The following is a 25,819-nucleotide window of genomic DNA, read 5'->3' on the forward strand; positions in this document are numbered from 1 at the left end:
TCGGGGGGTGACTGACGCGCGAACCAAACTGATCGATTACATCTCGGCCGAGGCCGTCTTCCACGGTGACTTCACCCTGACCAGTGGCAAGAAGGCGACGTACTACGTCGACCTGCGCAAGGTCAGCCTCGATCACCGGGTCGCCCCGCTCATCGGTCAGGTCATGATCGACCTCATCGCCGACATCCCGGATGTCGCTGCCGTCGGTGGCATGACCATGGGCGCAGACCCCATTGCGGCAGCCGTGCTGCACCAGGGTGCGGCCCGCGGCGCCAACTACGACGCCTTCGTCGTGCGCAAGGAGCCGAAGGACCACGGCCGCGGCCGCCAGGTCGAGGGCCCCGACCTCGAGGGCAAGCGCGTGATCGTGCTTGAGGACACCTCCACCACCGGCGGCTCGCCGCTGGCCGCCATCGAGGCGCTCAAGAAGGTCGGCGCGATCATCGCCGGCGTCGCCGTCGTCGTCGACCGCAACACCGGTGCCCGCGAAGTGATCGAGGCCGCAGGCTACCCCTACTACGCCGCGATCGGTCTCGACGATCTGGGCCTCACGGATGCCTGAGCAGGGCAAACCGGCGGCATCGGGCGATCATGAGCACCCGGATGTCGCTGGCGCCGACGGGGCGGCCAGCCCCGCCCCGGCGGCCGAGCCCGTCTTCGGCAGCGCCGAGTGGCTGCTCGCGCAGCTGAACGGCGACCGCAAGCCGAACGTCGCGCCGCGGAGCCCGCTGCTGCCGCCCGAGCCGGCAGCCAGCCCTGAGACAGCCCCGCCACCCACTGCCGCTCCGGTCGTGCCGCCGGCCGCGCCGACCCCGGCCGCCGCGACGCCGACCGCAGTGCAGCCGGTCGTCCCGGCCGCTCCGGCAGCTCCGGTAGCTCCGACTGCTGCGCAGCCCGCTGCGCCGGCCCCGCTTGCACCGCCCGTCGCCGCCCCGGCGCGCGACTACGCCGCAGCCGACTACTCCGCGTCTCGCTCGGCCCAGCCTGACTTCTTCGAGCTCGCGCCCGCTGTCGAACCCGCTGTCGAACCTGCTGTCGAGCCAGCCGTCGCCCCCGTCGCCGAGCCCGTCGCCCCCGTCGCCGAGCCCGTCGCCCCCGTCGCGCAGCCTGCCGCCGACACCTCGGCGCTCGGTGAGACCCAGCCGTTCATGGACGTGTTCCCGGTCGCCGCCCGTCGCGCCGAGCCTGCCTCGCAGGCCGACACCGCGCCGATCGCGGGCGCACCCGTCGATGCCACGGAACCCACCCAGCGGATGTTCAAGACCCCGGCACCCCCGCTCGTCGCGCCGCCCGCGAAGCCCGCCGCAGCCGCTGCACCCGCAGCCGCACCTGCGCCGGTCGCGCCACCCGCACCCGCGCCGCTCGTGCCGCCCGCCGCGCCCGCACCGCTGGTGCCGCCGGTCGCCGAGGAGCGCCGCGACGCCGCCGTGCCACCGCTCGACCAGTCGTTCACCGCGGCAATCCTGCTCCCCGTCGAGGGCGTCGAGTCCTTCTTCAACGACGAGTACCCCGACGACTACGACGACCTCGACGGCGACGACGAGCTCGCTGAGCCAACCGGCCCCGTGTTCCAGTGGGGCCTGACGCCGGGTGCCCCGGCCGCCGAGCAGGCTGCGGATGCCGTCATCCCGGCCGCCGAGGAGCCCGCCCCCGCCGTGGAGCCCGCCCTCGCCGCGGAGCCCACCCCCCTCGTGGCCCCGGCCGTGGAGCCAATTCCGTTCGTTGCCGCGGCCCCCGCCGCGCCACCGGTCGCACCCGCTCCGCTGGCCGCTCCCGTAGCTCCGGCAGAGCCGGCAGCACCGATCGTGCCCGCGTTCTTCGCCCGCGTGACCGGCGCCGCCGATCCCAGTGAACCCGCGCCCGCCGAACCCGCACTCGCCGAACCCGCACCCGCCGAGCCAGCAGCCGTTGAGCTCGAGCCCGTCGAGCCCGAGCCGACCGAGGCCGTGGCCGCTCCGCACGGCGCCGACGACGCTGCCGACAGCAGCGGCGACGACGAGGTCACCTCCGACGACCTCCTCGCCGAGTGGTTCGCCGCGAGCCTGCCCGGCGCCGAGCGCCCCGCCGCGCCCGCGACCGACACCGCCGGCGAAGACGCTGAGGACGCTGCGCACCAGCTCGCGGACGAGGCGCCCACCGTTGCTCTTCCGCTCACGCCGCCGCCGCTGATCGCCCCGCCTGCACCGAGCGCGGTTCCGCTCGCGGTTCCCGGGGTCACCGCCCAGCCGACTGTTGCTCAGCCGACTGTTGCTCAGCCGACGGTTGCCCAGCCGACGGCCCAGGCAACACCGGCCGCGACTCCGCCGCCGGCCTATTCCGCCGGCGCGGCATTCACCCCCGTCTTCGGCGCCCCGCGGGCACAGGGTGCCCAGCCGGGCTCGAATGCCGCAGCAACGCCGCACCGCAGTGCGGCCCCCGCTTCGGCACTGGCATCCGCACCCGCCGCGGGCCCGCAGAACCCGAGCGGCCCTGGCGGCCCTGGCTCTACCGGGGTGGGCCGCCCGCCGGCCCGCCCGGGCAAACCGCCGCGTGGACTCGTGATCGCGCTCATCGCGCTGGTCGCCGTCGCCGTGCTCGTCGGCTTGTTCGTGCTCGGCACGAAGTTGCCCGCGCTGTTCGGAACGGCCCCGGCACCCGCACCGACCGCATCCGCCAGCTCGGAGCCCGTCCAGGCAGAACCGACGCCGCCCCCGGCCCCGACCGCCGCTCAGCCGGCCGGCGAGCACGCCTGGGATGCGCTGTTCGGTGGCGAGTGCCTCGACCCGTTCACCACCCCGTGGGCAGAGACGTTCACCGTCGTCGACTGCGCTGCGCCGCACGCGGCCCAGCTGGTCTACCGCGGCAGCTTCGGCGGCGACGCCAGCACCCCGTTCCCGGGCGAGGCGGACCTCGCCAGTCAGATCACCACGCTCTGCCAGGCTCCAGGAGTCATCGACCTCGCCGCGGCCGCCTCCTTCGGTCAGCTGCAGACCGTTGGCTCGTTCCCCGTCACCGAGGAACAGTGGACCGCCGGGCAACGCAATTACTACTGCTTCGCGAACCAGGTGAGCGGGGAACCGCTCACCGGCAGCGTCGCCGGGCCGGGCCCGGCTGCATGACCCTCGTCATCCTGTAGTCCCCGAGTTAGAGGAGCACCATGTCAGAGACCTTCGCCCGCCTCGTCGTGGTGGGCTCGCTCAACGTCGACAGCACGAGCTATGTTGAACATTTCCCCGCCCCGGGTGAGACCGTCGAGAGCACCGGTTTCGCCGTCGCGCTCGGCGGCAAGGGCACCAACCAGGCCGTCGCCGCGCACCTCGCCGGCGTACCCACCCGGTTGATCGCCCGCGTCGGCGACGACAGCTCCGGCGATTTCGCGTTGCAGACCCTCACCGCGCTCGGCCTGCCCACGCAGGGCGTCGGTCGGCTTCCCGGCATCACCACCGGTGTCGCCCAGATCACCGTCGCCGGCTCCGGCGAGAACACCGTCATCGTCACCGCCGGCGCCAACGGGCAGCTCGACGCCGAGCTCGGCCCGGCCGACACCGAGGCGATCGCGGCGGCCGAGCTGCTGCTCAGCCAGGGCGAGATTCCCGCACCGACCATCGAGGCGCTGGCCGCCACGGCCCGCGAGGCGGGCACCCGTTTCGTGCTCAACCTCGCTCCGCCCATCGCCATCGACGCCGCTGCCCTGGCCGGCTGCGACCCGCTCGTCGTCAACGAGCACGAGGCGCGCGCCGTCGGGTTGGTCCCGGATGCCGCGGCCGCCGACGGCGCGGAGCCCTCGATCGAGCGCTGGCTGGAGCTCGCGGCATCCGCCGTCGCAGCCGGCCGTTGCCGCTCCCTCGTCATCACGCTCGGTTCGGCCGGGGCCGTCGCGGCCGACGCCGACGGAAGCTGGCACCGGCAGGCGCCGCGGGTCACTCCCGTCGACACCACCGGCGCGGGGGACTGCTTCACCGGCACGCTCGCCGCTTTCCTCGCCGAGGGGCGCGGACTGGCCGAGGCGACCGGCCTCGCCGCCGCCGCCGGGGCCCTCTCCGTGCAGGGTCGCGGTACGGTCGGTTCCTACGCCGGGCGCGACGCGGTGCTCGCCTTCGCGGCCGAGCATGGGCTGGCCGGCCCCGGTCTGGACGGCACTGGTCTGACCGACACCGCCACGGTCGAAGCGCGCTGAGCCGGCCATGACGATCCCGCTGATCCTCGACTGTGACCCCGGCCACGATGACGTCTTCGCGATCTGGCTGGCCGCGGGCAACCCCGCGCTCGAGCTGCGCGCCATCACCACGGTCGCCGGCAACGGCACTCTGGTGCACACGACGCTGAACGCGCGGATCGCCTGCACCGTTGCCGGCATCACGGGCGTTCCGATCGCCGCCGGCGCCGACCGGCCGCTGGTCAAGCCGCTGGCGACGGCCGAGTGGATCCACGGCGAGAACGGACTCGGCGGCCCCGAGCTGCCGGAGCCGACCGTGCCGCTCGACCCGCGCAGCGCCGTCGAGCTGATGGCCGACACCCTGCTGGCATCCGCGGAGCCCGTCGCGATCGTCGCCACCGGGCCGCTCACCAACGTCGCAACCCTGGTGCGCGACCGGCCGGACGTGCTCGACCGCATCCGCGAGGTGGTCTGGATGGGCGGAACCACCGAGCGCGGCAACGTCACCCCGTACGCCGAGTTCAACGCCTGGGTCGACCCCGACGCCCTCGCGATCGTGCTGGCCAGCGGCATCCGCTTCACCATGGTCGGGCTCACCGTCACCCACCAGGCGATGGTGACGGATGCCGTGCGCGACGCCGTCGCGGGCGTCGGAAACCGCACAGGGGCCTTCGGCGCCGAACTGCTGGACTTCTTCCGGCAGATGAACCAGCTCTCGCTCGGACTGCCGGACGGCCCGCTGCACGACCCCGTCGCGGTGGCCGTGCTCGCCGACCCCGAGACCGTCGGCAGCGTGTTCACCCGGCTCGACGTCGAACTCGCCGGCACCGAGACGCTCGGCGCCACCAGCGTCGACCTGGTCGGCATCCTGGAGCGCGAGCCGAACGCCCACGTCGCCCTCGAACTCGACGTGCCCCGCTTCTGGCGGCTCATCACCGACGCCGTCGCCACCCTCGCCTGAGCACTTGGACAAAGTGCGTGGAAATCGCGCACAATCAACGCAACAGTCGCGCATTATGATGAACACGCCGGACGAACTGGACTGAAAGCAGCGGATTTCGAAACGGACTGCGTCATCGTCCATACTCGGATTCGTGAACGCTGAAGCCGCCCTCGCCATCCCTGCCTCGATCGACGGACTCGAATTCGTCATGATCTCCTCCTCGGGGAGCGCCGTCTCCGACGAGTCGCCGACGCGCTTCCGCTACCAGCAGCTCGGTCAGATGATCTGGGGCGCCTACATCGGCGACACCGTGCAGCTCGGCCGTTTCGTCGGCCGCCGCGACGGCGACGTCGTCACGATCTGCTTCGCCCACAAGCCCATCGACGGCGGCGAGGTCGTGCTCGGCATGGCAGAGAGCACCCTGCGCCGGGCGGATGACGGCAAGCTCTACCTCGACGAGGTCTTCGAGAAAGACGGCGAACCGCACGTGAGCGCCTGCGTCGAGGTCGAGCCGCTTGCCGCATGGCCGGCCCTGGACCCGGCGCACACCAGTGAGCCGCGCATGGACGGCACCGCCTTCGTGCTGAAGAGCTCCACGGCCAGCACCGTCAGCGACAACCCGACCCGCTTCGAGTTCAACGAGAACTCCGGCATCATCTGGGGCGAGTACTTCGGCGACACCGTCACCGGCGGCCGCTGCGTCGGCCGCTACAGCGACGGCGTGCTGCAGGAGTACTTCGTGCACCACGTCGTGGCCAGCGACGCGACCCTGCTCGGCGACAGCACCACCACGATCAAGCCCGTCGAAGACGGTCGCTTCGAGCTGATCGAGGACTTCGTGCTGGACGGCGTGCCCGGCTTCAGCGTCTGCGTGCAGGTCGACTGAGTCGACCGGCGCCACCGCGGGGTTTCGACAGGCTCAACCAGCGGGCAACTCCCGCGCGGCGGGGTTGGCTTCGGTCGCAAGCTCCCTCGAGCCAGCGGGAGTGCTCCGGTGGTCGCGTAGGCTCGCGACCGCTGCTCTTCCGGTGGTCGAGTAGGCCCGCTAGGGCCGTATCGAGACTCTGGCATGGCCGGAAACTGACCCTGGTGCGAGGTCTCGATACGCTCGTTCCTCGCTACTCGACCAGCGGGTGACGCGGGGTTGGCTTGCGGTCGCAAGCTCCCTCGAGCCAACGGGAGTGCTCCGGTGGTCGAGTAGGCCCGCGAGGGCTGCTCTTCCGGTGGTCGAGTAGGCCCGCTAGGGCCGTATCGAGACCCTGGCACGGCCGGAAACTGAGCCTGGTGCGAGGTCTCGATACGCTCGTTCCTCGCTACTCGACCAGCGGGTGACGCGGGGTTGGCTTGCGGTCGCAAGCTCCCTCAAGCCAACGGGAGGGCGTCTCGAGGGTCGCATCCGCTGACCGGCTACGGGCTAGCCGCTGAGGCTGGCGCGGCTCGGGTTCGCTCGGGTGAACCGGGTCATGCCCAGCTGAGTGCCGCTCTGCTCCCGCGACGGCAGGTCGGTTGGCAGCAGGTAGGGCCGCTGGAACACCTCGTCGAGCACGAGAACGGTCTCCACCGACTTCACCTCGGCCAGAGCAGCCAGCACCCCGATCACGAAGTCGTGGATCGCGCCGACCTCGTCGCCGCGGATCAGCAGCATGGCGTCGTGCTCGCCGGTCGTGATGCGGCACGACTCGATCTCGGTCATCTCGGTGATCTTGCTGCGGAAACTCTCCCAGGACTGCGGGTGCACCGAGAGGAACACCAGCGCGCAGATTCCGAGGCCGGCCTTCGCCGGGTCGATCTGCGCCGTGAAGCCGGTGATGACGCCATCCGTCATCAGCTGCTCCACCCGGGTGTACACATTTGCGCGTGAGACGTTCACCCGTTCTGCGAGTGCAGACATTGATATTCGTCCGTTATCTCGCAGTTCAGCCAAGATTTTCAGATTGATCTCGTCGAGTGTGCGCGGTGATTGTCCAGAGTGGTCCTGAGCGCTCTGAGCTTTGCTAGACATAATGTTTGGCCTTCCCCTCATTGGTGGCGCATTATCTGTAACAGGCTGGCTTTGATTGGACAGACTAGCGCCGATTGTGCAAATGTCATGCGAAGCCGTCCAAGTGTTTCGGACGGTGGAGCCGGTCGCCCCACACAGAGACGTGTGTGAAGCGGCGCTCGGCGCCCGCCCCGCAGTTCATGAGAAGGAGTTCACCGTGCGCACCAAGATTCGCTACGTCGCTACAGCTCTCGGGCTGAGCGCAACGCTCGCCCTCGTTGGTTGCGCCGCAACCGCTCCGGAAGGCGGAAGCGGCAGCGGCAGCGCTCCGACGAGCATCGTCATCGACACCGCGTTCACCCTCGAGACGGCCGACCCGGGTCGCAACTACGTGCCGACCGGCTACATGGTCTCCAAGGCGCTCTACGAGACGCTCCTCGACTTCGCCGGCTCGGACGAGAGCACCGCCGTTCCCGGGCTCGCCAGCTACACCCAGAACGACGACGCCACCGTGTTCACCTTCACGCTGGCCGACGGCCGCGTCTTCTCCGACGGCACCCCCGTCACCGCCGACGACGTCGTGTTCTCGCTGAACCGCGTCAAGGGCATGACCGAGAGCAAGGCCAACTTCCTGATGGAGGGCATCGAGGTCGCCAAGGTCGACGACAAGACCGTCGAGCTCAGCACCGCGACCCCGTCGCTCAAGCTGCCCGCGTTGATGACCAACCCGTCGCTCGCGATCCTCAACTCCAAGGTCGTCATCGAGAACGGTGGCACCACCGACAACTCCGACGCCGCCGAGAAGTTCCTCAACGGCACCTCCGCCGGCTCGGGCCCGTACATCCTCGACTCGCTCAGCGTCGAGTCGCAGGTCGTGCTCACCGGCAACGAGAAGTACAACGGCGCAGAGGACATCGACTTCGACCGCGTCGTCATCCGCAACGTCTCCGAGAGCGCCACCCAGAAGATGAACCTCGAGGGCGGCGACTCCCAGGTGGCCGTCGACCTCAGCGGCGACCAGGTTGCCGGCCTGAGCGGCGGGGTCAGCGTCACCTCCGGCCCCTCGGCCCAGACCATCTTCCTGCTGCTGAACCAGAACCCCGAGATCGCCGGCGTCACCGCCAACCCCGAGTTCGCCTCGGCCGTGCGCTACGCCCTGGACTACCCGAAGCTGCTCGAGCTGGCCGGTGCCGGTTCAGAGCAGGCCACGGGCGTCATCCCGCCGTCGTTCCTCGGCGCGCTGACCGACGGCGTCAAGCAGGACCTCGCCGCGTCCAAGGCGGCCCTCGCGAAGTCCGGTTACGCCGGTGAGACGATCACCCTCGAGTACCCGAACGACTACCCGGTCGGCGGCGTGAGCTTCACCCCGCTCGCCGAGCGCATCCAGTCGCAGCTGGCGGATGCCGGCATCACCATCGCCCTCGCCCCTGCACCCTTCACCACGCAGATCGACGAGTACGTCAACGGCCGCGAGGCGTTCAGCATCTGGTTCTGGGGCCCGGACTACGCCGACTCGGCCAACTTCCTGCCGTTCCAGGCCGGAGCCAAGGTCGGCCTGCGCGCCGGCTGGACCGCCGAGATGGCGCCGTCCATCGTCGAGCTGGCCACCGCGGCCGAGACCGCGACCAGCATGGAAGCCCGTGAGGGCGCCTTCAGCGACTTCGCGACCGCGCTGCAGAAGCAGGGCCCGTTCGTGCCGCTGATCGTGCCCGGCTCCAACATCGCCACCGCCGACTACATCACCGGCGTCAACTACAACTCGACGTGGACGATGGACATCGCCGAGTTGCAGGCTAAGTAGAAGGACCCTCCAGCGTGGGAAAGAACACCCGCGCGACCCGTGCGTACCCGGCCAGATCTCCACTAAGTGGATCCCCCCTGGCCGGGTACGTGCTTCGTCGCCTCGGAATGTCAGTACTGTTGCTCTTCGGCGTCACCCTGGTGACATTCAGCCTCGCCAACCTCGTTCCCGGCAACCCGATCGTGGCTGCGCTCGGCGAGGGCGCGGCCAGCAACCCGGCCACCGTGGCGGCGTACATCGAAAAGCACGGGCTCGATCAGCCGCTGCCCGTGCAGTACCTCAACTACCTGGTCAACCTGTTCCAGGGTGACCTGGGAGTCTCGCTGCGCACCGCGCAGCCGGTGGCATCCGACCTCGCCAAGGCCGTTCCGGCCACCATCGAGGTCGCCATCGGCGCCATCATCGTCAGCCTCGCCGTCGGTGTGGCGCTCGGCTCGCTCGCCGCCTACCGGCGCGGCAAGATCAGCGACCAGCTGGTGCGCGTGCTCTCGCTGATCGGCCTGAGCATCCCGACGTTCTGGATGGCGCTGGTCAGCTTCAACCTCTTCTTCTTGCAGCTGCGCATCGCGCCCGGCTCCGGTCGGCTCTCGCCGATCCTCAGCCCGCCGCCGACGGTGACCGGGTTGTACACGGTCGACGCGCTTCTCGCCGGGCAGTGGACGACGTTCATGGACGCCATGGCGCACCTGATGCTGCCCGTGTTCGTGCTCTCGCTGTTCACGATCGGCCTGCTCACCCGCTTCGTGCGCACTTCGGTGCTCGAGGTGCTCGACGCCGACTACATCCGGGCCGGCCGGGCCAAGGGTCTCTCCGGCCCGCGGATGCTGTTCGGCTACACGCTGCGCGGGGCGTCGCTGCCCATCCTGACCATCGTCGGCCTGGCCTTCGGCTCGCTTCTCTCTGGCACCGTGCTGGTCGAGGCCGTCTTCGCCTGGCCGGGGCTCGGCAGCTACGCCTACAACTCCGCCACCAGCCTGGACCTGCCCGGGGTGATGGGGGTCGGCCTCGTCGTCGGCGCAATCTATCTGGGCATCAACTTCGCCGTGGACCTGCTCTACGGCGTGCTCGACCCGAGGGTGAGGCTCGCATGACGCGGCGCTGGTTGCGGATTCCATCCGCCTGGGTGACGCCGCTCGGCGTGATCGGGGCCGTCATCGCGGCCTTCTGGATCGTCGTGGCGTTCACCGCGCAGTTCTGGGTGCCGTTCGACCCGCTCGCTCAGGTGCTGCCGCGCCTGCAGGCGCCCGGCATCGACACGCTGATGGGCACCGACGCGCTCGGCCGCGACATCTTCTCGCGCCTGATGACGGGTGCCAGTGTCACGATCCCGTTGGCGCTGATGCTCGTCGTGCTGTCGATGCTGGTCGGCACCCTGATCGGCGCCATCGCCGGCTACTTCGGCAAGTGGGTCGACGAGGTGCTGATGCGCATCACCGACCTGGTGATGGCGTTCCCCACCGTCATCCTCGCCATGGTCGTCGCCGCCGCCCTCGGGCCGTCGCTGTTCAACGCCGTGATCGCCGCCTTCGTCGTCTCCTGGCCGCAGTACGCCAGGATGACGCGCAGCATCGTGCTCGGCCTCCGCACCCAGAACTACGTCATGGCCGGCCGGCTGCTCGGCTTCTCGCCGTTCAAGACGCTGCGCGTCGACGTGGCCCCGAATGTGGTCGGCCCGATCCTGGTGCTCGCCAGCCTCGACGTCGGCACCGCGATCCTGCTGCTTTCCGGCCTCTCCTTCCTCGGCCTCGGCGCGCAGCCGCCGACCCCGGAGTGGGGCTCGATGATCTCCGCCGCGATGGCGAACTTCGACAGCTGGTGGATCGGGGTGTTCCCGGGGCTCGCGATCCTGACCGTCGTGATGGCGTTCAACTTCGTCGGTGACTCGCTGCGCGACATCTTCGACCCCACCTCTCAGATGAGCAAGGCTGGAGCCCGCTGATGGTTGTTGTGAACATGATGGCCCCGGCCGTGCTCAGCGTGCGAGACCTCACCATCGGCATCGGCCCGCGCAAGGCGCCGAAGCCGATCGTCACCGGCATCAGCCTCGAGCTGGTTCCCGGCCGCATCCACGGCCTGGCCGGCGAGTCAGGCTCGGGCAAGACCGTCTCCTCGCTGGCGATCCTCGGCCTGCTGCCGGCCAACGCCACCGTCGGCGGTTCGATCCGGCTCGGCGAGGCCGGGCCGGGCGGCACCGAGCTGATCGGCCTGCGCAGGCGCGAGCTCAACCGCATCCGGGGTCGTCGCATCGCGATGATCTTCCAGGACCCGTCCTCGAGCCTGCACCCGCAGCTGACGGTCGGATCGCAGCTGACCGATCACGTGCGCACCCACCTGAAGCTCGGCAAGGAGGCGGCGCGGGAACACGCCATCGACCTGCTGATGCGGGTGCGCGTGCCGAACCCGGTCGAGGCGCTCGGGCGCTACCCGCACCAGTTCTCTGGCGGGCAGCGTCAGCGCATCGCGATCGCGATCGCCCTGGCCTGCGACCCGGTGGTGCTGCTCGCCGACGAACCGACCACGGCCCTCGACGTCACCGTGCAGGCCGGCATCCTGCACCTGCTGCGCGACCTCGCCGACGAGCGCCAGCTCGCCGTGCTGCTGGTCACCCACGACCTCGGCGTGATGAGCGCGATCGCCGACGAGGTCTCGGTGATGCGCCACGGCGCCATCGTCGAGACCGGGCCGCGTGAGCAGATCTTCGGCGCCCCGCAGCACGCCTACACCCGTGAACTGCTGGCGTCGCTGCCGAGCGCGCACGGCACCCTGATCGAGGAGGACGCGCGATGAGCGATCTGTTGACCGTCGAAGACCTGGTCATCGAGTACCACGGCGCCTCGGTCGTGCGCGCCGTCGACGGCGTCTCGCTCTCGATCGCGCCCGGCGAGGTGCTCGCCCTGGTCGGCGAGAGCGGCTGCGGCAAGTCCAGCCTGGCCCGCGCCGTCGTCGGCATGGAGAAGCCGCGCTCCGGCAGCGTGCAGTACCGCGGCCAGACCGTGCCGCTGCTCGGCGTGCGGCGCCGGCCGATGAGCTTCACCTCGATCCAGATGGTGTTCCAAGACCCGAACTCCTCGCTGAACCCGCGTATCCGGGTCGGCGCCCAGATCGCAGAGGGCATCCGTGCCGCCGTCGCCCGCGGCGAGGCCGGCTCCAAGCCGGAGGAGTGGCTGGAGCGGGTCGGCCTGCCGACCGCGATGGTCTCCCGTTACGCGCACGAGCTCTCCGGTGGGCAGCGCCAGCGCGTGGCGATCGCCCGTGCCCTGGCCGCCCGGCCGGACCTGCTCGTCGCCGACGAGCCGATCTCGGCGCTGGATGCCTCCAGTCAGGCCTCCGTGGCCGACATGATGCGCCGGTTGGCCCTGGATGCCGGCGCCGGACTGCTGTTCATCTCGCACGACCTCGCCATCGTGCGCCTGATTGCCGACCGCACCGTGGTCATGTACCGCGGCCAGATCGTCGAGTCTGGTGTCTCGGAGCGCATCTGGAACGACCCGATGCACCCGTACACGCAGGCGCTGCTCTCGGCCATCCCGGAACCGGACGGCCGCGGCATCCTGCCCGCAGCCCCTGCCGCCGAGGCGCCCGACGAGTGGCGCAGCGCCCTTCCGGCGGCACTCGACCGGGTCTAGCGCCACAAAAAACAGGACCACAGCCCCGCGGAGCTCATATACGAGCCAGTGGAGCTGTGGTCCTGTTTTTTTGTGGCTGGGTAGGGCTGGGTGGGGCTAGAGCGCGGACTCGCGCGGCTCGGAGTAGACCAGCTCGTGCACACCGGAGAGGATCTCGTCCGGGCGGAACGGGTAGCGGGCGATCTCGGCGTCGTCGCTGATGCCGGTCAGCACCAGGATCGTGTGCAGCCCTGCCTCGATGCCGGCGACGATGTCGGTGTCCATGCGGTCACCGATCATGGCCGTGTTCTCGGAGTGCGCGCCGATCTTGTTCATCGCCGAGCGGAACATCATCGGGTTCGGCTTGCCCACGATGTAGGGCTCCCGGCCGGTCGCCTTCGTGATGAGGGCGGCGATGGCGCCGGTGGCGGGCATCGGGCCGTCGGTGCTCGGGCCGGTGGCGTCCGGGTTGGTGGCGATGAAGCGGGCGCCGCCGACGATCAGGCGGATCGCCTTGGTGATCGCCTCGAACGAGTAGTTGCGGGTCTCGCCCACGACGACGTAGTCCGGGTTCGTCTCGGTCATGATGAAGCCGGCCTCGTGCAGGGCGGTGGTCAGGCCCGCCTCGCCAATGACGAAGGCGCTGCCGCCGGGGCTCTGCGACTTGAGGAACGCTGCGGTGGCCAGCGCGCTGGTCCAGATCGCCTCTTCCGGCACGTTGAGGCCAGAGGCGCGCAGCCGGGCGCTCAGGTCGCGCGGGGTGAAGATGGAGTTGTTGGTGAGCACCAGGTAGGGGTTGCCCTCACTGCGCCACTGCTCGAGCAGCTCGGCTGCACCCGGCAGCGGAACATTCTCGTGCACCAGCACCCCATCCATATCGGTGAGCCAGCATTCGATTTCATCGCGACGTGCCATGAGCATCCTTCCTTCGGAACCCAGCCTAGGGCGGAAGGGGAGTGTGCATGTTACGGCAGGGCGTCCGGGGGGTTTCGTCCAGCCCAGCCCCAGGTTTCCGGCTAGGCGCTGACCCAGATGCTGCCGAGCGCCTCGGCCGACAGGGAGAGGGGGCGCCCGTCCGGCAGCAGCACGCCGGCATCCGCCCGCTCGAGCACGGTGTCGAGCCCGATGCCGTGCTCGGTGAGCAGCCGCAGCACCGCCGGATCACGGTCGCTGATGCGCACGACGGCGCCGCGGTGGCCGGGGGCCGCCTGCGCGAGCAGCACGGTGTCCGGGCGCAGCAGGCTGCCGTCAGCGGCGGGGATCGGGTCGCCGTGCGGGTCGCGCCGCGGGTGCCCGAGCCGGGCATCGATCGCCGTGAGCAGGCGGTCGCTGAGCGCGTGCTCCAGCACCTCGGCCTCGTCGTGCACGGCGTCCCAGGTGTAGCCCATCTCGTTCACGAGCCAGGTCTCGATCAGCCGGTGCCGGCGCACCACGCCGAGCGCCCGCGTCGTACCGAGCTCGTTCAGTCGCACCGCGCCGTAGGGCACGTGCGTGACGAGGCCCAGCGCCGCCAGCTTCTTGACCATCTCGGTGACCGAGCTCGGCGCGATGCCGAGCTTGCCGGCCAGCGCGGAGGGCGTGATCGGCTCCGGCTGCCATTCGGTGTGCGCGTAGATGGTCTTGAGGTAATCCTCGATGGCGGGGGTCGTGGCAGTCATCGGCTCCAGACTATCCGCCGAACAGCAGCACCAGCAGGGTGACGTTGAGGGCGATGAGCAGCACGGATGCCACGGCGCCAGCCGCGGTCGTCATCCAGCGGTTGCGGTACTCGCCGAGCACGCCCGCCTTCGCCGTCAGCCAGACCAACGGCACCAGTGCGAACGGGATGCCGAACGACAGCACCACCTGGCTGAGCACGAGCGCCTGCGTCGGGTCGAAGCCGCTGCCGAGGATCAGCAGCGCGGGAATCAGCGTCACGAGCCGGCGCGCCAGCAGCGGCACCCGCACGTGCAGCAGGCCGTGCATGATCTCAGCACCGGCGTAGGCGCCGACCGAGGTGGACGCCAGCCCGGAGGCGAGCAGCCCGACCGCGAACAGCGTCGCGACGACGGCGCCCATCGAGTCGTGCAGCGCGGCATAGGCGCCCTCGAGGCTGTCGGTGCCGGCGACGCCCTGCAGGTTCGCGGCGGCGAGCAGCAGGATGGCGAGGTTCACGCTGCCGGCGATGGCCATGGCGATCGAGACGTCCCAGCGGGTGGCGGTGAGCAGACGCCGGGTGGTGAGGCCGGATGCCCGCACCTCGAAACGGTCGCGAGCCAGCGCCGAGTGGGCATAGATGGCGTGCGGCATGATCGTCGCGCCGAGGATCGAGGCGGCCAGCAGCACCGAGTTGGTGCCCTCGAAGCGGGGGATCAGGCCGTCCAGCACGCTGCCGGCATCCGGCGGGCTGATGAACACGCCGGCGCTGAAACCGATCGCGATGATGGCGAGCAGGCTGATGATCACCCGCTCGAACACCCGCGGGCCGCGCCGGGTCTGCACGGCCAGCATCACCATCGACACCGTGCCGGTGATGACGCCGCCCCAGATCAGCGGCAGGTTGAACAGCAGGTTGAGGGCGACGGCACCGCCGATGATCTCGGCCAGGTCGGTGGCCATGGCCACGAGCTCCGCCTGCAGCCAGTAGCCGCGGCGGGCGTGGCGGTTGCGGATGCCGCTGCCGAGCAGCTGCGGAAGGCTCTTGCCCGTGACGATGCCGAGCTTGGCCGAGAGGTACTGGATCAGCCAGGCCATCACGTTGCCGGCGACGACCACCCAGACCAGCAGGTAGCCGTACTCGGCACCGGCGGTCATGTTGCTGGCGACGTTGCCCGGGTCGAGGTAGGCGACCCCGGCGACGAGGGCGGGCCCGAGCAGCCAGAGAATGCGGTGCTGCCCGGCACGGCCGGGGCGTGGGGGAGCGGCCGGCCCGCCCAGAGGGGCGCGCGGCGTCGTCTGGGCGATCGGGGTCACCGGCTCGCGCTGCTCATCGTCGAGAATTTTAGGCATGCCTAAAAGATAGCAATTTTTAGGCACCCCTAAAAGTCCCTCCTGGGTGTGCTCACGTGCGATGGCTGCGGGCGCGTGCGGCTCGGAGTCCGCCTGCGGGGCGGCTGGGGGAGGGGCGGCGGCGAAGTAGCCTTGTGGGGTGAGTGAGCAGACGCAGGGTGACGGAACCGAGCCCCGGAGTGAGGCCGCCGAGGCGACCCCGACCGTCGAGCTGAGCACCTGGGGCGTCGGCCCGTGGCCGGGCGGCCGCGAGGAATGGCCGGACGAGGATCACTACGACCCCGAGCTGCTCGAGCACGGCGACACCCGCAACGTCATCGACCGCTACCGCTACTGGCGGATGGAGGCCATCGTGGCCGACCTCGATGAGCACCGGCATCCGTTCCACGTCGCCATCGAGAACTGGCAGCACGACATGAACATCGGATCGATCGTGCGCAGCGCCAATGCCTTCGCCGCCGACACTGTGCACATCGTCGGCCGCCGCCGCTGGAACAAGCGCGGCGCCATGGTCACCGACCGCTACCAGCACGTGCTGCACCACAGCACCGTCGATGAGCTCGTCGAGTGGGCCACGGAGCAGAACCTGCCGATCATCGCGATCGACAACGTGCCCGGGTGTGTCAAGATTGAGACCTTCACATGGCCGGAGCGCTGCCTCATGCTGTTCGGCCAGGAGGGTCCTGGACTCTCGCCGGAGGCGCTCGCCGCGGCCGACGCCGTCGTCGAGATCACCCAGTTCGGATCGACCCGCTCGATCAACGCGAGCGCGGCGGCCGCCGTCACGATGCACTCGTGGGTGATGCAGCACGTGGCTTTCGCGGCGAACTAGGGCCCGCGGCCCGATCGACGAGATGCCGCCACCCGTTCAGGGTACACAGGGTGATTGTCGGGGTGAATTCAGTCCTCATTAGGGGGGACAATTTGGGGTACGCGGCCTCGGCTGCGAGTCTGGAACGGTAGCCCGCCTTAGCTATGCACGTGCGCGAGATTCTCGGTTAGAGAGCGCGCGTGCCCGGGCTGCACACCCGATCCGCCGCCCCGAGGGATGCCCATGCCTTTTCCACGTTTTCGATCCAGCGCGCCCGCACACCGTGCACCGCGTCGACGCTTCCTCGGGCACACCCGTGTGGCTTCCTTCGCCGCCGCACTGGTCTCGGTCGTCGCGCTGGTCGCCGGCGGCCTCGTCATGCCCTCGCTGACGAACGCGGCAGAGATGGACGCCACCGTTGAGGTCATCAAATCGATCGAGGGTGAGACCGGCGTGCCGGAGTACTCGCCAGGCGACGACTTCGTCTACGAGCTGAAGGTCTCCTGCTCGAGCACCGTGAGCGACTTCTGCCAGGAGGCGTCGCTCAGCGACGCCGTCCCGGCTCCACTGGTCGTGCAGAGCGTGAGCGTTGTCGGCCTGCAAACCGGGTACTACGCCGACCGCAGTTCCGGCAACAGTGTGCTGATCGACTTCACCCGCCAGAACGCCGAGGGCGACAGTGGCCTCGTCTCCGGCACCTCCGGCCTCACCATCCTTGTCTCGGTCCGGATCCCCGCCGATGTGTCGGCCGACTTCGCCGGCGTCATCTCCAACACGGCGCACATGACCGCCAACAACGCGCCGGCAGACCAGAGCACGGCGGACGCAACGCTCAACGTCAGCAAGACGCTCGACGTCGCGGTGAGCAAATCGGCGAAGCCGACGGCCGCTCTTCCCGCGGCCCCCGGCCTGCCCGTCGAGTTCACCATCGGCGCGGCGAACAAGTCCAACCACTCCGTCGACAGCCTGACGCTGACCGACCCGGGTGCAGGCAGCACCAACTTCGGGTACCTCGACTTCACCGGTGTTTCATCCATCGCCGGCCCGACCGGTGCTGACACCGTGCTGATTGAGTGGCTGGATGACGCAGGCGACTGGCAGACGCTGGCCGCCGCCGGCCCGATCCCCGGCGACACGTCCGCACTGTTCGACGGGGTTGACCTCGCCACCGTCAAGGGCACCCGGTTCACCTTCACCAGCTCGTCCGGCAAGCTGCCGGTCACACCCGCAGACGGCGCGGCCGCGATCGTGCTCGGCTACGCGACCAACGACGACGTCAAGGCGCTCGCCCCCAACGTTCCGCTCACGATCACCAACGTGGTTGATGCGACGGTCACCGACGAGGGTGCCTCCGCCACCAAGCAGGCTCCCGCAACCGTTGCCGTGCTGAACACCCCGCCCTCGGTGACGGTCGAGAAGAGCTTCGCTCGCACCGCGATCATGCCGGGCAGCTCCACCACCGCCACGCTGCGCGCCACCAGCACCGGCAAGACCGTCACGACGATGACCGTGGCAGAGCCCGGCGCGAGCGGCCTCACCCTCGCCGAGCAGGGCCTGAATTTCGACGGATTCGTCGCCGCCGACATCGAGTGGCCGGCCGGCGCGAGCACGGCCGAGATCACGTATCTCTACGCCGACGGCAGCTCCAGCGCGCCGCTGGCCACCAGCACCACCGACTCGCTCCCCGCATCGCCCGCCGGCACCGTCGTCGGGTTCAGCGTCACGTTCACCGGCTCGATGGACCAGGGTGAATACGCCGTCATGCCGTTCGGTGTGACCGCGCAGCCGCTGCCGGCAGACGCTCTCGTCGATGTCACGGCCACCAACATCGTCGACGCCGAGGTTGTCGACGCAGAGGGCCAGAGCGCCGACGACTCCGCCGCCGCCGACCTGGCTCGCCAGGTCAAGCGCGTGAACACCGAGATCTCCAAGAACATCGTCAAGGGCGAGCTCTGGGGCACCCCCGGATCCAGCACCCTGATATCGCTGCCCTCGAAGGTGACCCCGGATGACGGCACCGCGACCGGCTCCACCATCGGAGCGGAGTCGCTCGTGGTCAGCGACCCGGCCGTGGCCGTGGCCGGCGACGCGCCGACTGCATTCTGGAACAATTTCGACCTCAAGGAGATCACCGCGGTCGACGTGCCCGTCTCCGCAACGATGACGCCGGAATACTGGGATGGATCCACCTGGAAGACGCTGCCCGGCGTCTTCCCACTGCCGGTGCCGGCCGGAACCTCCGGCTGGAGCTACACGCCGAGCGCTGCGCTGAAAGAACAACTGCAGGGCATCCGGTTCGTGTTCGAGCCAGCGGTGGCCGGCAAGCTCCTCGAGCCCGGCTTCAACGTGCTGCCTTATTTCAAGGTGGCGCTGCGCGACCAGCTCCGCGACGGCAGTGGATCCACACGCCCGATCGGTGTGCCGGTCACCATTGAGAACGAGGCAAGCAGCACCGCGAGCAACCCGAACGCCGTCGTTCCGGTTGTGACCGACACGGCAACAGATGCGATCGTGCTGAAGCCGTTCGGCAATGACGGAGTGGGCCCGAATCACGGACCCGACCTGGTTGAGAAGGCGTGGGACAAGGACGAGCTCATCGCGCAGTCCGATGACACCTCCACCGTGCGCCTCAGCTGGGGCACTCAGGACTTCCCCTTCGACACCATCACAGTCACCGATCCCGCGAGCGTCGGCGAACTCGGCAGCGTCGTCACCTCGGTGTACGACGCATTCAACGTCACGCGCATCAACCCGATGACCGACCAGTGGATGAAGTTCGACAAGGTCGTCGCCGAGCGCTACAGCGACGCCAGCGACACCTGGGTGCCGCTCGGCGTGTGCACCGCCGCCGCCCCGTGCGTCGGCTCCTTCCCCGGCTACGACTTCACCGAGGCTGAGCAGCTGGACACCCTCGGCGTGCGGTTCACCTTCGCGGAGCGCGCCGACCGCGCCACCGTCATCCGGGCGATGGACGACCCCGAGGTCGGCTCCGGTGTCGCGGCATCCACCGGCCGCAGCCGCACCATCGACCTCGTGATGCAGCTGCGCACCCACCTGCGCTCCACACCGACCACAGCGGTGCTCGGCGACACGCACGGTTCGATGTACAACTCGACAGACCCCGCCACCGTGGTGAACACCGTCGACGCCACGGGTGTCTCCGGCAGCTACACGCACAGCTCGACGGACGACGACGAGATCGTGATCATCGACGAGCCGCTCAACGTGTCGATCGCGAAGCGCTTCGTCGACTATGACGAGAACGAGCCCGATCGCAGCAAGCAGCCCGACATCGCGCTCGTCGGCCTCCCGCAGGCCGGAACCGACCCGTCTCGGTACCCGCTCGTCACCGCCCTGCTGACGGCGACGAACGATACCGCCAGCAAGGTGAACGCGCTGCGGATCTCCGACCCGAACCCCAGCGCGACAGCGGCCGACACGTTCTACGAGAACTTCAACCTGTTCCGGATCGTCGGGATCACCCAGCCGGCCGGCACGACGACAACGACGGTGACGCTCAAGCACGCCGTCGGCCCTGACACCGTCCTCACCTCGCTCGTCGCCGTCTACGGGCAGACGTCGAGCGCACTGGCGAACGTCACCGGCGTCGTCGTGCAGCACGACGGCCGCATCGCGTCGGGCGCTGGCAGTGATCTGCGCTTCGAGTACCAGCTCCGGGAGCTGACCAGGACGGGCGGCACCCCCGTTTCGAAGACCGATCTTGTCCCCCCGCACGTGAACACGGCGCTGGCCGAACTGGAGAGCCCCGCCGTCGACCCGACCGCCCCGCCTGTGGCCGAGGCATTCGATGACATGGCCATTGCTGCCCCCGTGTTCGGGCTTGAATCCAGCAAGTCGATCAGCCCGGCAGAACGCTACGAGGATGAGTCACGGGCGAACTACACCGTTGCCCTGACCGGGAAGCCGACCGGTACCGTGCGCACCACCACGGTGCAGCTGGATGACGCGACCCCGACCTTCTGGAACGCCTTCGACTTCGTCGCTTTCAAGAACATCACGTTGAAGAAGCCGGTCGAGCAAGTGCGCGTCTCCGTGCTGCTGGGCACGGACTTCACGGCGAGTGCGGGCGCATTGAACGCCACCTGCGCAGGCAACGCCGTGCTGGACGCCTGTTGGCGCACCGCCGACAGGTGGGTGGTACCCGCCGGCCAGACGATCACCGCGGCGCAACTGACGGCCAGTTTCGACACGCCGTTCACCGCGGCAAACGTCCGGGGTGTCCGCTTTGAGTTCCAGCGCGCCGATGGCGCAGGCTGGGAGCGCCCGAGCAACCCGACGGCGTCGGCAAGCTACGGGGTTGAGCGGCGCACCACGCTGCGCGTCGACGTGAACAATGCAACGGACACGCTGGTGCCGACGACCCGCAACGGCCTCACCCCGGCACCGGGCGAGACCACGAGCGGCCAGATCAGCAACGTGCTGAAGGCCTCAGCCACCGGCGCGTGGAACAACGACGCCGGCAACGTGTGGACGGCGGCCTCCACCGCCAACGCCCAGACCCTGCTGAAGCACCGGGTCAACGCGATCTCGGTGTCGAAGGTGCACGGGCGCGAAGACCGCACCACACCGGACACGAAGCTCGGCACGTTCCTCCCCGGCCAGGAGATCCCCTACGTCATTGACATTGTGAACAAGGGCGCCTGGCCGATGACCGGTCTCGCGCTCACCGACCAGCTGACGGTCGACGGCGCCGGCTCCCTGCTCGTTGAGCCCACGCAGGAACCCGACGAGACCCCCGTCTCGCCGTACACCTTCGTCCTGAAGAACGGCGCCGGCGCGGTGCAGAGCTCCACCGGCTTTGCTGCGGCGCTGAACGCGACAACCGGCAAGCTGACCATCACGGTGCCGACCGGATTCGTGTTCGCGCCGGGCGCCTCGCTCAAGATCACGGCCAAGCTCACGCTGCGCACCACCCCGTTCGTCACGCCGGGCACACAGGTGACGAACGCGATCACGGCCGTCTCCGACCGCGCATTCGACACGTGTGATTTCTCCAAGAACGGCACCTGGCGCACCCAGGTGTCGAACGCCGCGTCCTGCTCCTCCGAGACCACGCTGACCCCCGCCGCCTCCTCTCCGCTCAAGGTGGTCAAGTCGGTCAAGGGTGAGGGCGCAGGACTCGCCGGGCGCGACGACCTCGGCGTGCTCGCCCTCAAGGTGGCCACGAGCTACTGCGAGAACCCGAACGCCGCCAACGGCTACTACACGACCCCCTGCGTGCCGATCACGGTGCCGGGCGGCTCGGAGCGCTGGCGCATGCAGCTCACGAACTCGGGCAACATCGACGCAGTCACGCTGACCGGCATCGATGTGCTGCCCGGAGTGGGCGATGAGGGTGTCACTGTGTCGGGCCCACGAGGCTCGCTGTGGACCCCCAGCTACCTCGGCGACATGCAGGCGGAGCTCGGCGGCCTGAGCGACTCGGCGAAGGCCGTCGTCACCACCTACTACGCCGACCGCGTCCCGAGCCGGATCTGCAACGAGGCCGACATCACCTCCAGCGGCGGAACGGCTCTCGCCCCCGACGACCCCTGCGCCGCAGAGATCGCCGACCGCAACGCCACGCTCTGGAAGGTGTACGACAACTCCCTCCCCGCCGCGACGCTGAAGAGCGTTCGCGCGCTCAAGTTCGTCGTCACGTTCACCGACGGCGGCGCCGTGCGCCCGGGCGAGACCATCGGCTTCAACTTCTTGACCCAGACCGCGTGGTACGCGGCACGCGCCGAGGCCGCAGCGCAGGGCGTCGACCCCATCGCGTGGAACGTTGTCTCCGCGGCATCCGTCGGGAAAGACAACAGCAAGCTCGTGCAGAGCACGGTGACGCAGCCGCGTCGCGTCGGCGTCGCCATGGCCAGCGGGCAGATCGAGCTGTCCAAGCTCGTTGTCGGAGCTCAGTCCAGCTGGGGCGCCCCGTTCCCGACGGACTACCCGTTCCAGCTGGCGTGCACCTCGGGTGGGGTGAATGTTCCGCTGCTCGGAACCAACGGCACCACCGACCTCAGCCGTTTCCGGTTGAAGGCCGACGGCACCGTGCTGAACTTCAACGGCGGCACGGGCGTCCAGGGCAACGTGACGTTGCCGCTGAACGCGGTCTGCACGCTCACCGAGGTGCCGGCCGGGCAGGGCGTCGTCGTCAGCTACTCGTCGCCTACCGCAACCGCGCTGCGCAGCTCCTTCTCCGCCAACGTCGCGAACCCGGCACACACCGGCACCGTCGTGCTCCAGGAGATCGTCGCGACCAACACCTATCAGCCGGCCGGATTCTCGGTCACGAAGACCGTCGACAACGGCGGGGCCGAGAACCAGGCGGCCGAAGACATCGTCTACGCCGGCCCGTTCGGCTTCAGCGCGAGCTGCCGGTTCCTCGGAGCGACCGTTCTGAGTGAGACGTTCTCGCTCGGCGTCGACGGCGTCAAGAGCTTCACCGATCTGCCCGCCGGTGCGACGTGCACCGTCACCGAGACCGGAACCGGCGGTTCCGCATCCAGCAACTCGGTGTTCACCCAGACCGGGCAGAGCGCGGTCGCGACGGACGGCCGGAGCGCCAGCTTCACGCTGACGCCCGACAACGCCAACGACGAGCTCACCAACGAGCTCGTCATGGAGAACGTTTTCACCGTCGGCGCTGCCACCATCACCAAGGAGCTCGCGGGCAACGGATCCGGCGCTTGGGGCAATGAGTCCTTCACCGTTGGACTGAGCTGCACGCTTGCCACGGCCACCCCGCAGACGGTGTTCACCGGCACGAAGGTGCTGAGCAAGACCGCCCCGGTGTGGAACGTGGCCGGCCTGCCGAGCGGCGCAAACTGCACCGTCAGTGAGTCGAAGACGGGTGGAGCAAACGGCACTGCCTTCTCGCCGACCAGCTTCACCGTCGGCGCCAGCGCCAGCACGCCCACCGCGGTCACCGTGACGAACACCTTCACCACGGGCACCCTGAACGTGGTCAAGCTGCTGGCCGGCGCTCCTGCCGCGTCGCTGGCCCCGGCCATCGACGACGAGTACACGATCGAGCTCTCCTGCACCCGGGACGTGGACGGCGTCAGCCAGTCCATCGCCATCCCGGGCGGCGCAGAGCGCACCCTGACCGTCGCCGACCCCGTCGCCTACAACGGGCTGCCGACCGGCGCGGAGTGCACGGTGAGCGAGACCGGCCTCGGCCACGCGCAGAGCTCGTCGATCAGCCCGAACGGCGGCGTCGTCGTCGTGGGTGACAACACGTCACCCGTCGAGGTTGAAATCACCAACACCTTTGAGAACGGCTCGCTGGAGATCAGCAAGGCCGTGACCGGTGCTGGTTCGTCCTTCGCTCCGAGCACCTTCGACGCCACTGTCAGCTGTAGCTGGCAGGGTGCCGCTCTGACGCTGCCGAACGCCGGCGTCGTCACGCTCGAGCCCGGGGTTCCCGCGACGCTGAACGACCTGCCGCTCGGCAGCGTGTGCTCGGTCGACGAGGCAGACGCCGGTCAGACGTCCTGGACGGCCACCCCGGCATCCGTCACCGTCACCGACACGACGGACGCCGCAGAGATCGCCGTTGAGAACGTGTACGAGCTGGCGAGCCTGCGAGTCGAGAAGACGGTGCAGACCGGTTCGACGGTCAGCACCCTGCCGACCCGCTTCGCCTTCAGCGCCCAGTGCACCTTCGAGGGCGCGGTCGTGCTGCCGCTCACCACGTTCACGCTGAACGCGGGGCAGCACCGCGACTTCACCGGGCTCCCGGCGCGCTCGGACTGCACCGTCATCGAGACCGACGCCCGCGGCGCCGACAGCACAGTGAGCAGCGTGACCGTTGTGGGCGCGACGGTCCCGCCGGTCGTCGACCAGGCCACCAGCACCGTGGAGATCCCCGAGCTGAGCGCCGATGCGAAGGGCGAACTGCAGAACACGGTCGGCTTCACGAACCTGTTCGACTCCTCGGCTCTGGTCGTGCAGAAGCGCCTTGAGGGTGGCGCCGCGGCTGTGGGCACCGACAAGACGTTCGACATCGCCGTGGTCTGCACCCTCCCGGGGGAGAGCCCGGTGACGACGATGCTCGCCCTGAACGCCGACAACGGCTTCAGCGCCAGCCTCGGAGAGCTCATCGTCGGCACAGAGTGCTCCATCACGGAGCAGGGTCTGCAGGGCGCCGACGCCGTGGTGATCGAGCCGAACGATGGCTCTGACCTCACCGTCGGAGTCGTCACCATCCCGAACGCCGGCAGCACGCTCGTCACGGTGAGCAACTGGTACCTGAGCGGCTCGCTCGCCGTCACCAAGGCCGTCGTCGGTGACGCGGCCGCGACGTTCGGCACCGGCGACTTCTCCCTCGACCTGAGCTGCACGCTGGGCGGCCGGTCGATCGCGATCGCGGGCGGCAGCGCACGCACAGTGAGCGCGGCCAACCCGTCCGCTCTCTTCACCGGCCTGCCGACCGGCGCGGAGTGCGCGCTCACCGAGACAGGCAACGGCGGGGCCGGCGCAAGCCGGATCACCGACGGGGCCGGAACGACGCTCGTCGGGGACGCGGCCGCCGGCTACACCTTCACGGTGGTGACCGACGCCAGCGTGCTGGGCGCGGCAGACCAGCCGCAGCCGGAGCTCGTGGTCGAGAACACCTTCAACTTCGCCGCGGTCACCGCGACGAAGACGGTGGAGTCCACGATCCAGGGGGCAGACGGGCAGCCGTTCGACCACGGCGTGTTCGAGCTCGCGCTGTCCTGCACCCTCGATGGCAAGGCGGTCTCGGCTGCGGAGCCGCGTCTGCAGACGCTGGCAGCCGGCGAGAGCGTCAGCTGGACGCAGCTGCCGGAGCGCGCGGACTGCGAGATCACTGAGACGGACGCCCGCGGTGCTTTCGGCACCACGATCGTGTCCGAGCAGGGCACGACCACAACGGCCGTCACCGGGCTCAGCCTCGCGCTCGACCCACTGCTCGCCGTGGGCGGGGCGAACACGGTGTCGGTCGTGAACGAGTTCGCCGCGGCATCCGTCACGCTGCGCAAGGTCGTCGACGGCACCGCGGCAGACACCGTGAAGCGCAGCTTCCCGGTTGCGATGTCTTGTGTGCTGGTCAACGAGCAGTACCCGGCTCCCGGGCTGATCGTGCGCGATGCCGTGCACGAGATCGGCGGCAGCAAGGACCTGACGTTCACGGATGACGCGCTGCCGGCCGGCGTGGAGTGCACCGTCACCGAAACAGACACCGGCAACGCCACGAAGACGACAGTGACCGTCGGCGACAAGGTCACCGACGGCCCCACCGCCAGCTTCGTGATCGCGGGTGGCGCCGTCGGCGCGGCAACGGTGACGGTGACGAACACCTTCACCGCACCGCCGGCTGGTGGCCTGAGCAGCACGGGCGTGCAGGCGGCGACAATCGCCGGCGCCGCGGCGCTGATCCTCGGGCTGGGCGCGCTGCTGTTGATCGTCGGTCGACGTCGACGCCGCCGCGCAAGCTCCGCCACGGGCGAGTAACCAGGGCCGGGTGCCGGGGCATTGCCCCGGCACCCGCCTCGTTCGGTGATAGTTTCGTTGAAACCCCTCAACCGAGAT

At 69.5% G+C, this 25,819-nt stretch carries 16 protein-coding genes; 12 read left to right on the forward strand and 4 right to left on the reverse strand.

Going from position 1 to position 25,819, the window contains the following annotated elements:
* The first annotated feature begins 7 nt into the window (after positions 1-7).
* The 5 genes from pyrE to AWU67_RS16140 all read left to right on the forward strand — a co-directional run bounded on the left by pyrE (position 8) and on the right by AWU67_RS16140 (position 5,964).
* Positions 8-562 carry an orotate phosphoribosyltransferase gene (gene pyrE / locus AWU67_RS16120; protein WP_067231442.1) on the forward strand — a complete coding sequence of 185 codons (555 nt, stop codon included), beginning with the start codon at positions 8-10 and terminating at the stop codon, positions 560-562.
* Positions 555-3,098: a septum formation family protein gene (locus tag AWU67_RS16125; RefSeq protein WP_067231446.1), complete on the forward strand. Its 2,544-nt coding sequence runs from the start codon at positions 555-557 to the stop codon at positions 3,096-3,098. Before pyrE ends, AWU67_RS16125 begins: the two co-directional genes overlap by 8 nt.
* Positions 3,099-3,136: 38 nt before the next feature.
* On the forward strand, positions 3,137-4,156 hold the full coding sequence (locus tag AWU67_RS16130) for a ribokinase (RefSeq protein ID WP_067231449.1): 1,020 nt from the start codon (positions 3,137-3,139) through the stop codon (positions 4,154-4,156).
* Positions 4,157-4,163: 7 nt separating this feature from the next.
* Positions 4,164-5,096 (forward strand): nucleoside hydrolase, encoded by a 933-nt coding sequence (locus tag AWU67_RS16135; protein WP_067231452.1) that lies wholly within the window; start codon positions 4,164-4,166, stop codon positions 5,094-5,096.
* Positions 5,097-5,229: 133 nt separating this feature from the next.
* Positions 5,230-5,964, forward strand: a complete 735-nt coding sequence (locus AWU67_RS16140) for a hypothetical protein (RefSeq protein ID WP_199922313.1) — start codon at positions 5,230-5,232, stop codon at positions 5,962-5,964.
* A gap of 528 nt (positions 5,965-6,492) precedes the next feature.
* Here the strand turns inward: AWU67_RS16140 and AWU67_RS16145 are convergent.
* Positions 6,493-6,969, reverse strand: coding sequence for an Lrp/AsnC family transcriptional regulator (locus AWU67_RS16145; protein WP_234407292.1), 477 nt, complete (start codon positions 6,967-6,969; stop codon positions 6,493-6,495).
* Positions 6,970-7,276: 307 nt separating this feature from the next.
* Between AWU67_RS16145 and AWU67_RS16150 the strand changes: the two genes are divergently transcribed.
* Genes AWU67_RS16150 through AWU67_RS16170 form a run of 5 tightly spaced genes read left to right on the forward strand, consistent with a single transcriptional unit; the run spans position 7,277 to position 12,486 of the window.
* The gene (locus AWU67_RS16150) at positions 7,277-8,860 is read left to right on the forward strand and encodes an ABC transporter substrate-binding protein (protein WP_067232966.1); all 1,584 of its coding nucleotides are present in this window, start codon (positions 7,277-7,279) and stop codon (positions 8,858-8,860) included.
* Positions 8,861-8,874: 14 nt separating this feature from the next.
* A complete protein-coding gene (locus AWU67_RS16155) occupies positions 8,875-9,951 on the forward strand; it encodes an ABC transporter permease (RefSeq protein ID WP_067231458.1) in 1,077 nt (358 codons plus the stop codon).
* On the forward strand, positions 9,948-10,799 hold the full coding sequence (locus tag AWU67_RS16160) for an ABC transporter permease (protein WP_067231462.1): 852 nt from the start codon (positions 9,948-9,950) through the stop codon (positions 10,797-10,799). The genes AWU67_RS16155 and AWU67_RS16160 overlap by 4 nt, the downstream gene beginning before the upstream one ends.
* On the forward strand, positions 10,799-11,647 hold the full coding sequence (locus AWU67_RS16165; protein WP_234407293.1) for an ABC transporter ATP-binding protein: 849 nt from the start codon (positions 10,799-10,801) through the stop codon (positions 11,645-11,647). Before AWU67_RS16160 ends, AWU67_RS16165 begins: the two co-directional genes overlap by 1 nt.
* The gene (locus AWU67_RS16170; protein WP_067231465.1) at positions 11,644-12,486 is read left to right on the forward strand and encodes an ABC transporter ATP-binding protein; all 843 of its coding nucleotides are present in this window, start codon (positions 11,644-11,646) and stop codon (positions 12,484-12,486) included. The genes AWU67_RS16165 and AWU67_RS16170 overlap by 4 nt, the downstream gene beginning before the upstream one ends.
* Before the next feature lie 96 nt (positions 12,487-12,582).
* On the opposite strand, the gene AWU67_RS16175 is transcribed toward AWU67_RS16170, so the two are convergent.
* The 3 genes from AWU67_RS16175 to AWU67_RS16185 form a co-directional block, all read right to left on the reverse strand.
* Positions 12,583-13,380, reverse strand: a complete 798-nt coding sequence (locus AWU67_RS16175; protein WP_067232973.1) for an HAD-IIA family hydrolase — start codon at positions 13,378-13,380, stop codon at positions 12,583-12,585.
* 101 nt (positions 13,381-13,481) lie between these two features.
* Entirely contained in the window at positions 13,482-14,123 is a 642-nt protein-coding gene (locus AWU67_RS16180) for a metal-dependent transcriptional regulator (RefSeq protein WP_067231469.1), read from the reverse strand.
* A 10-nt stretch (positions 14,124-14,133) separates the two neighbouring features.
* Positions 14,134-15,453, reverse strand: coding sequence for an Nramp family divalent metal transporter (locus tag AWU67_RS16185; protein WP_082717087.1), 1,320 nt, complete (start codon positions 15,451-15,453; stop codon positions 14,134-14,136).
* A 139-nt stretch (positions 15,454-15,592) separates the two neighbouring features.
* On the opposite strand from AWU67_RS16185, the gene AWU67_RS16190 reads away from it, so the two are divergent.
* Both AWU67_RS16190 and AWU67_RS16195 read left to right on the forward strand, forming a co-directional pair.
* Positions 15,593-16,285 carry a TrmH family RNA methyltransferase gene (locus AWU67_RS16190; protein WP_067231472.1) on the forward strand — a complete coding sequence of 231 codons (693 nt, stop codon included), beginning with the start codon at positions 15,593-15,595 and terminating at the stop codon, positions 16,283-16,285.
* Between the two features lie 222 nt (positions 16,286-16,507).
* A complete protein-coding gene (locus tag AWU67_RS16195; RefSeq protein WP_129586755.1) occupies positions 16,508-25,741 on the forward strand; it encodes a DUF5979 domain-containing protein in 9,234 nt (3,077 codons plus the stop codon).
* Positions 25,742-25,819: the final 78 nt, after the last annotated feature.

The sequence above is a fragment of the Microterricola viridarii genome (assembly GCF_001542775.1).
Lineage (GTDB): Bacteria > Actinomycetota > Actinomycetes > Actinomycetales > Microbacteriaceae > Microterricola > Microterricola viridarii_A.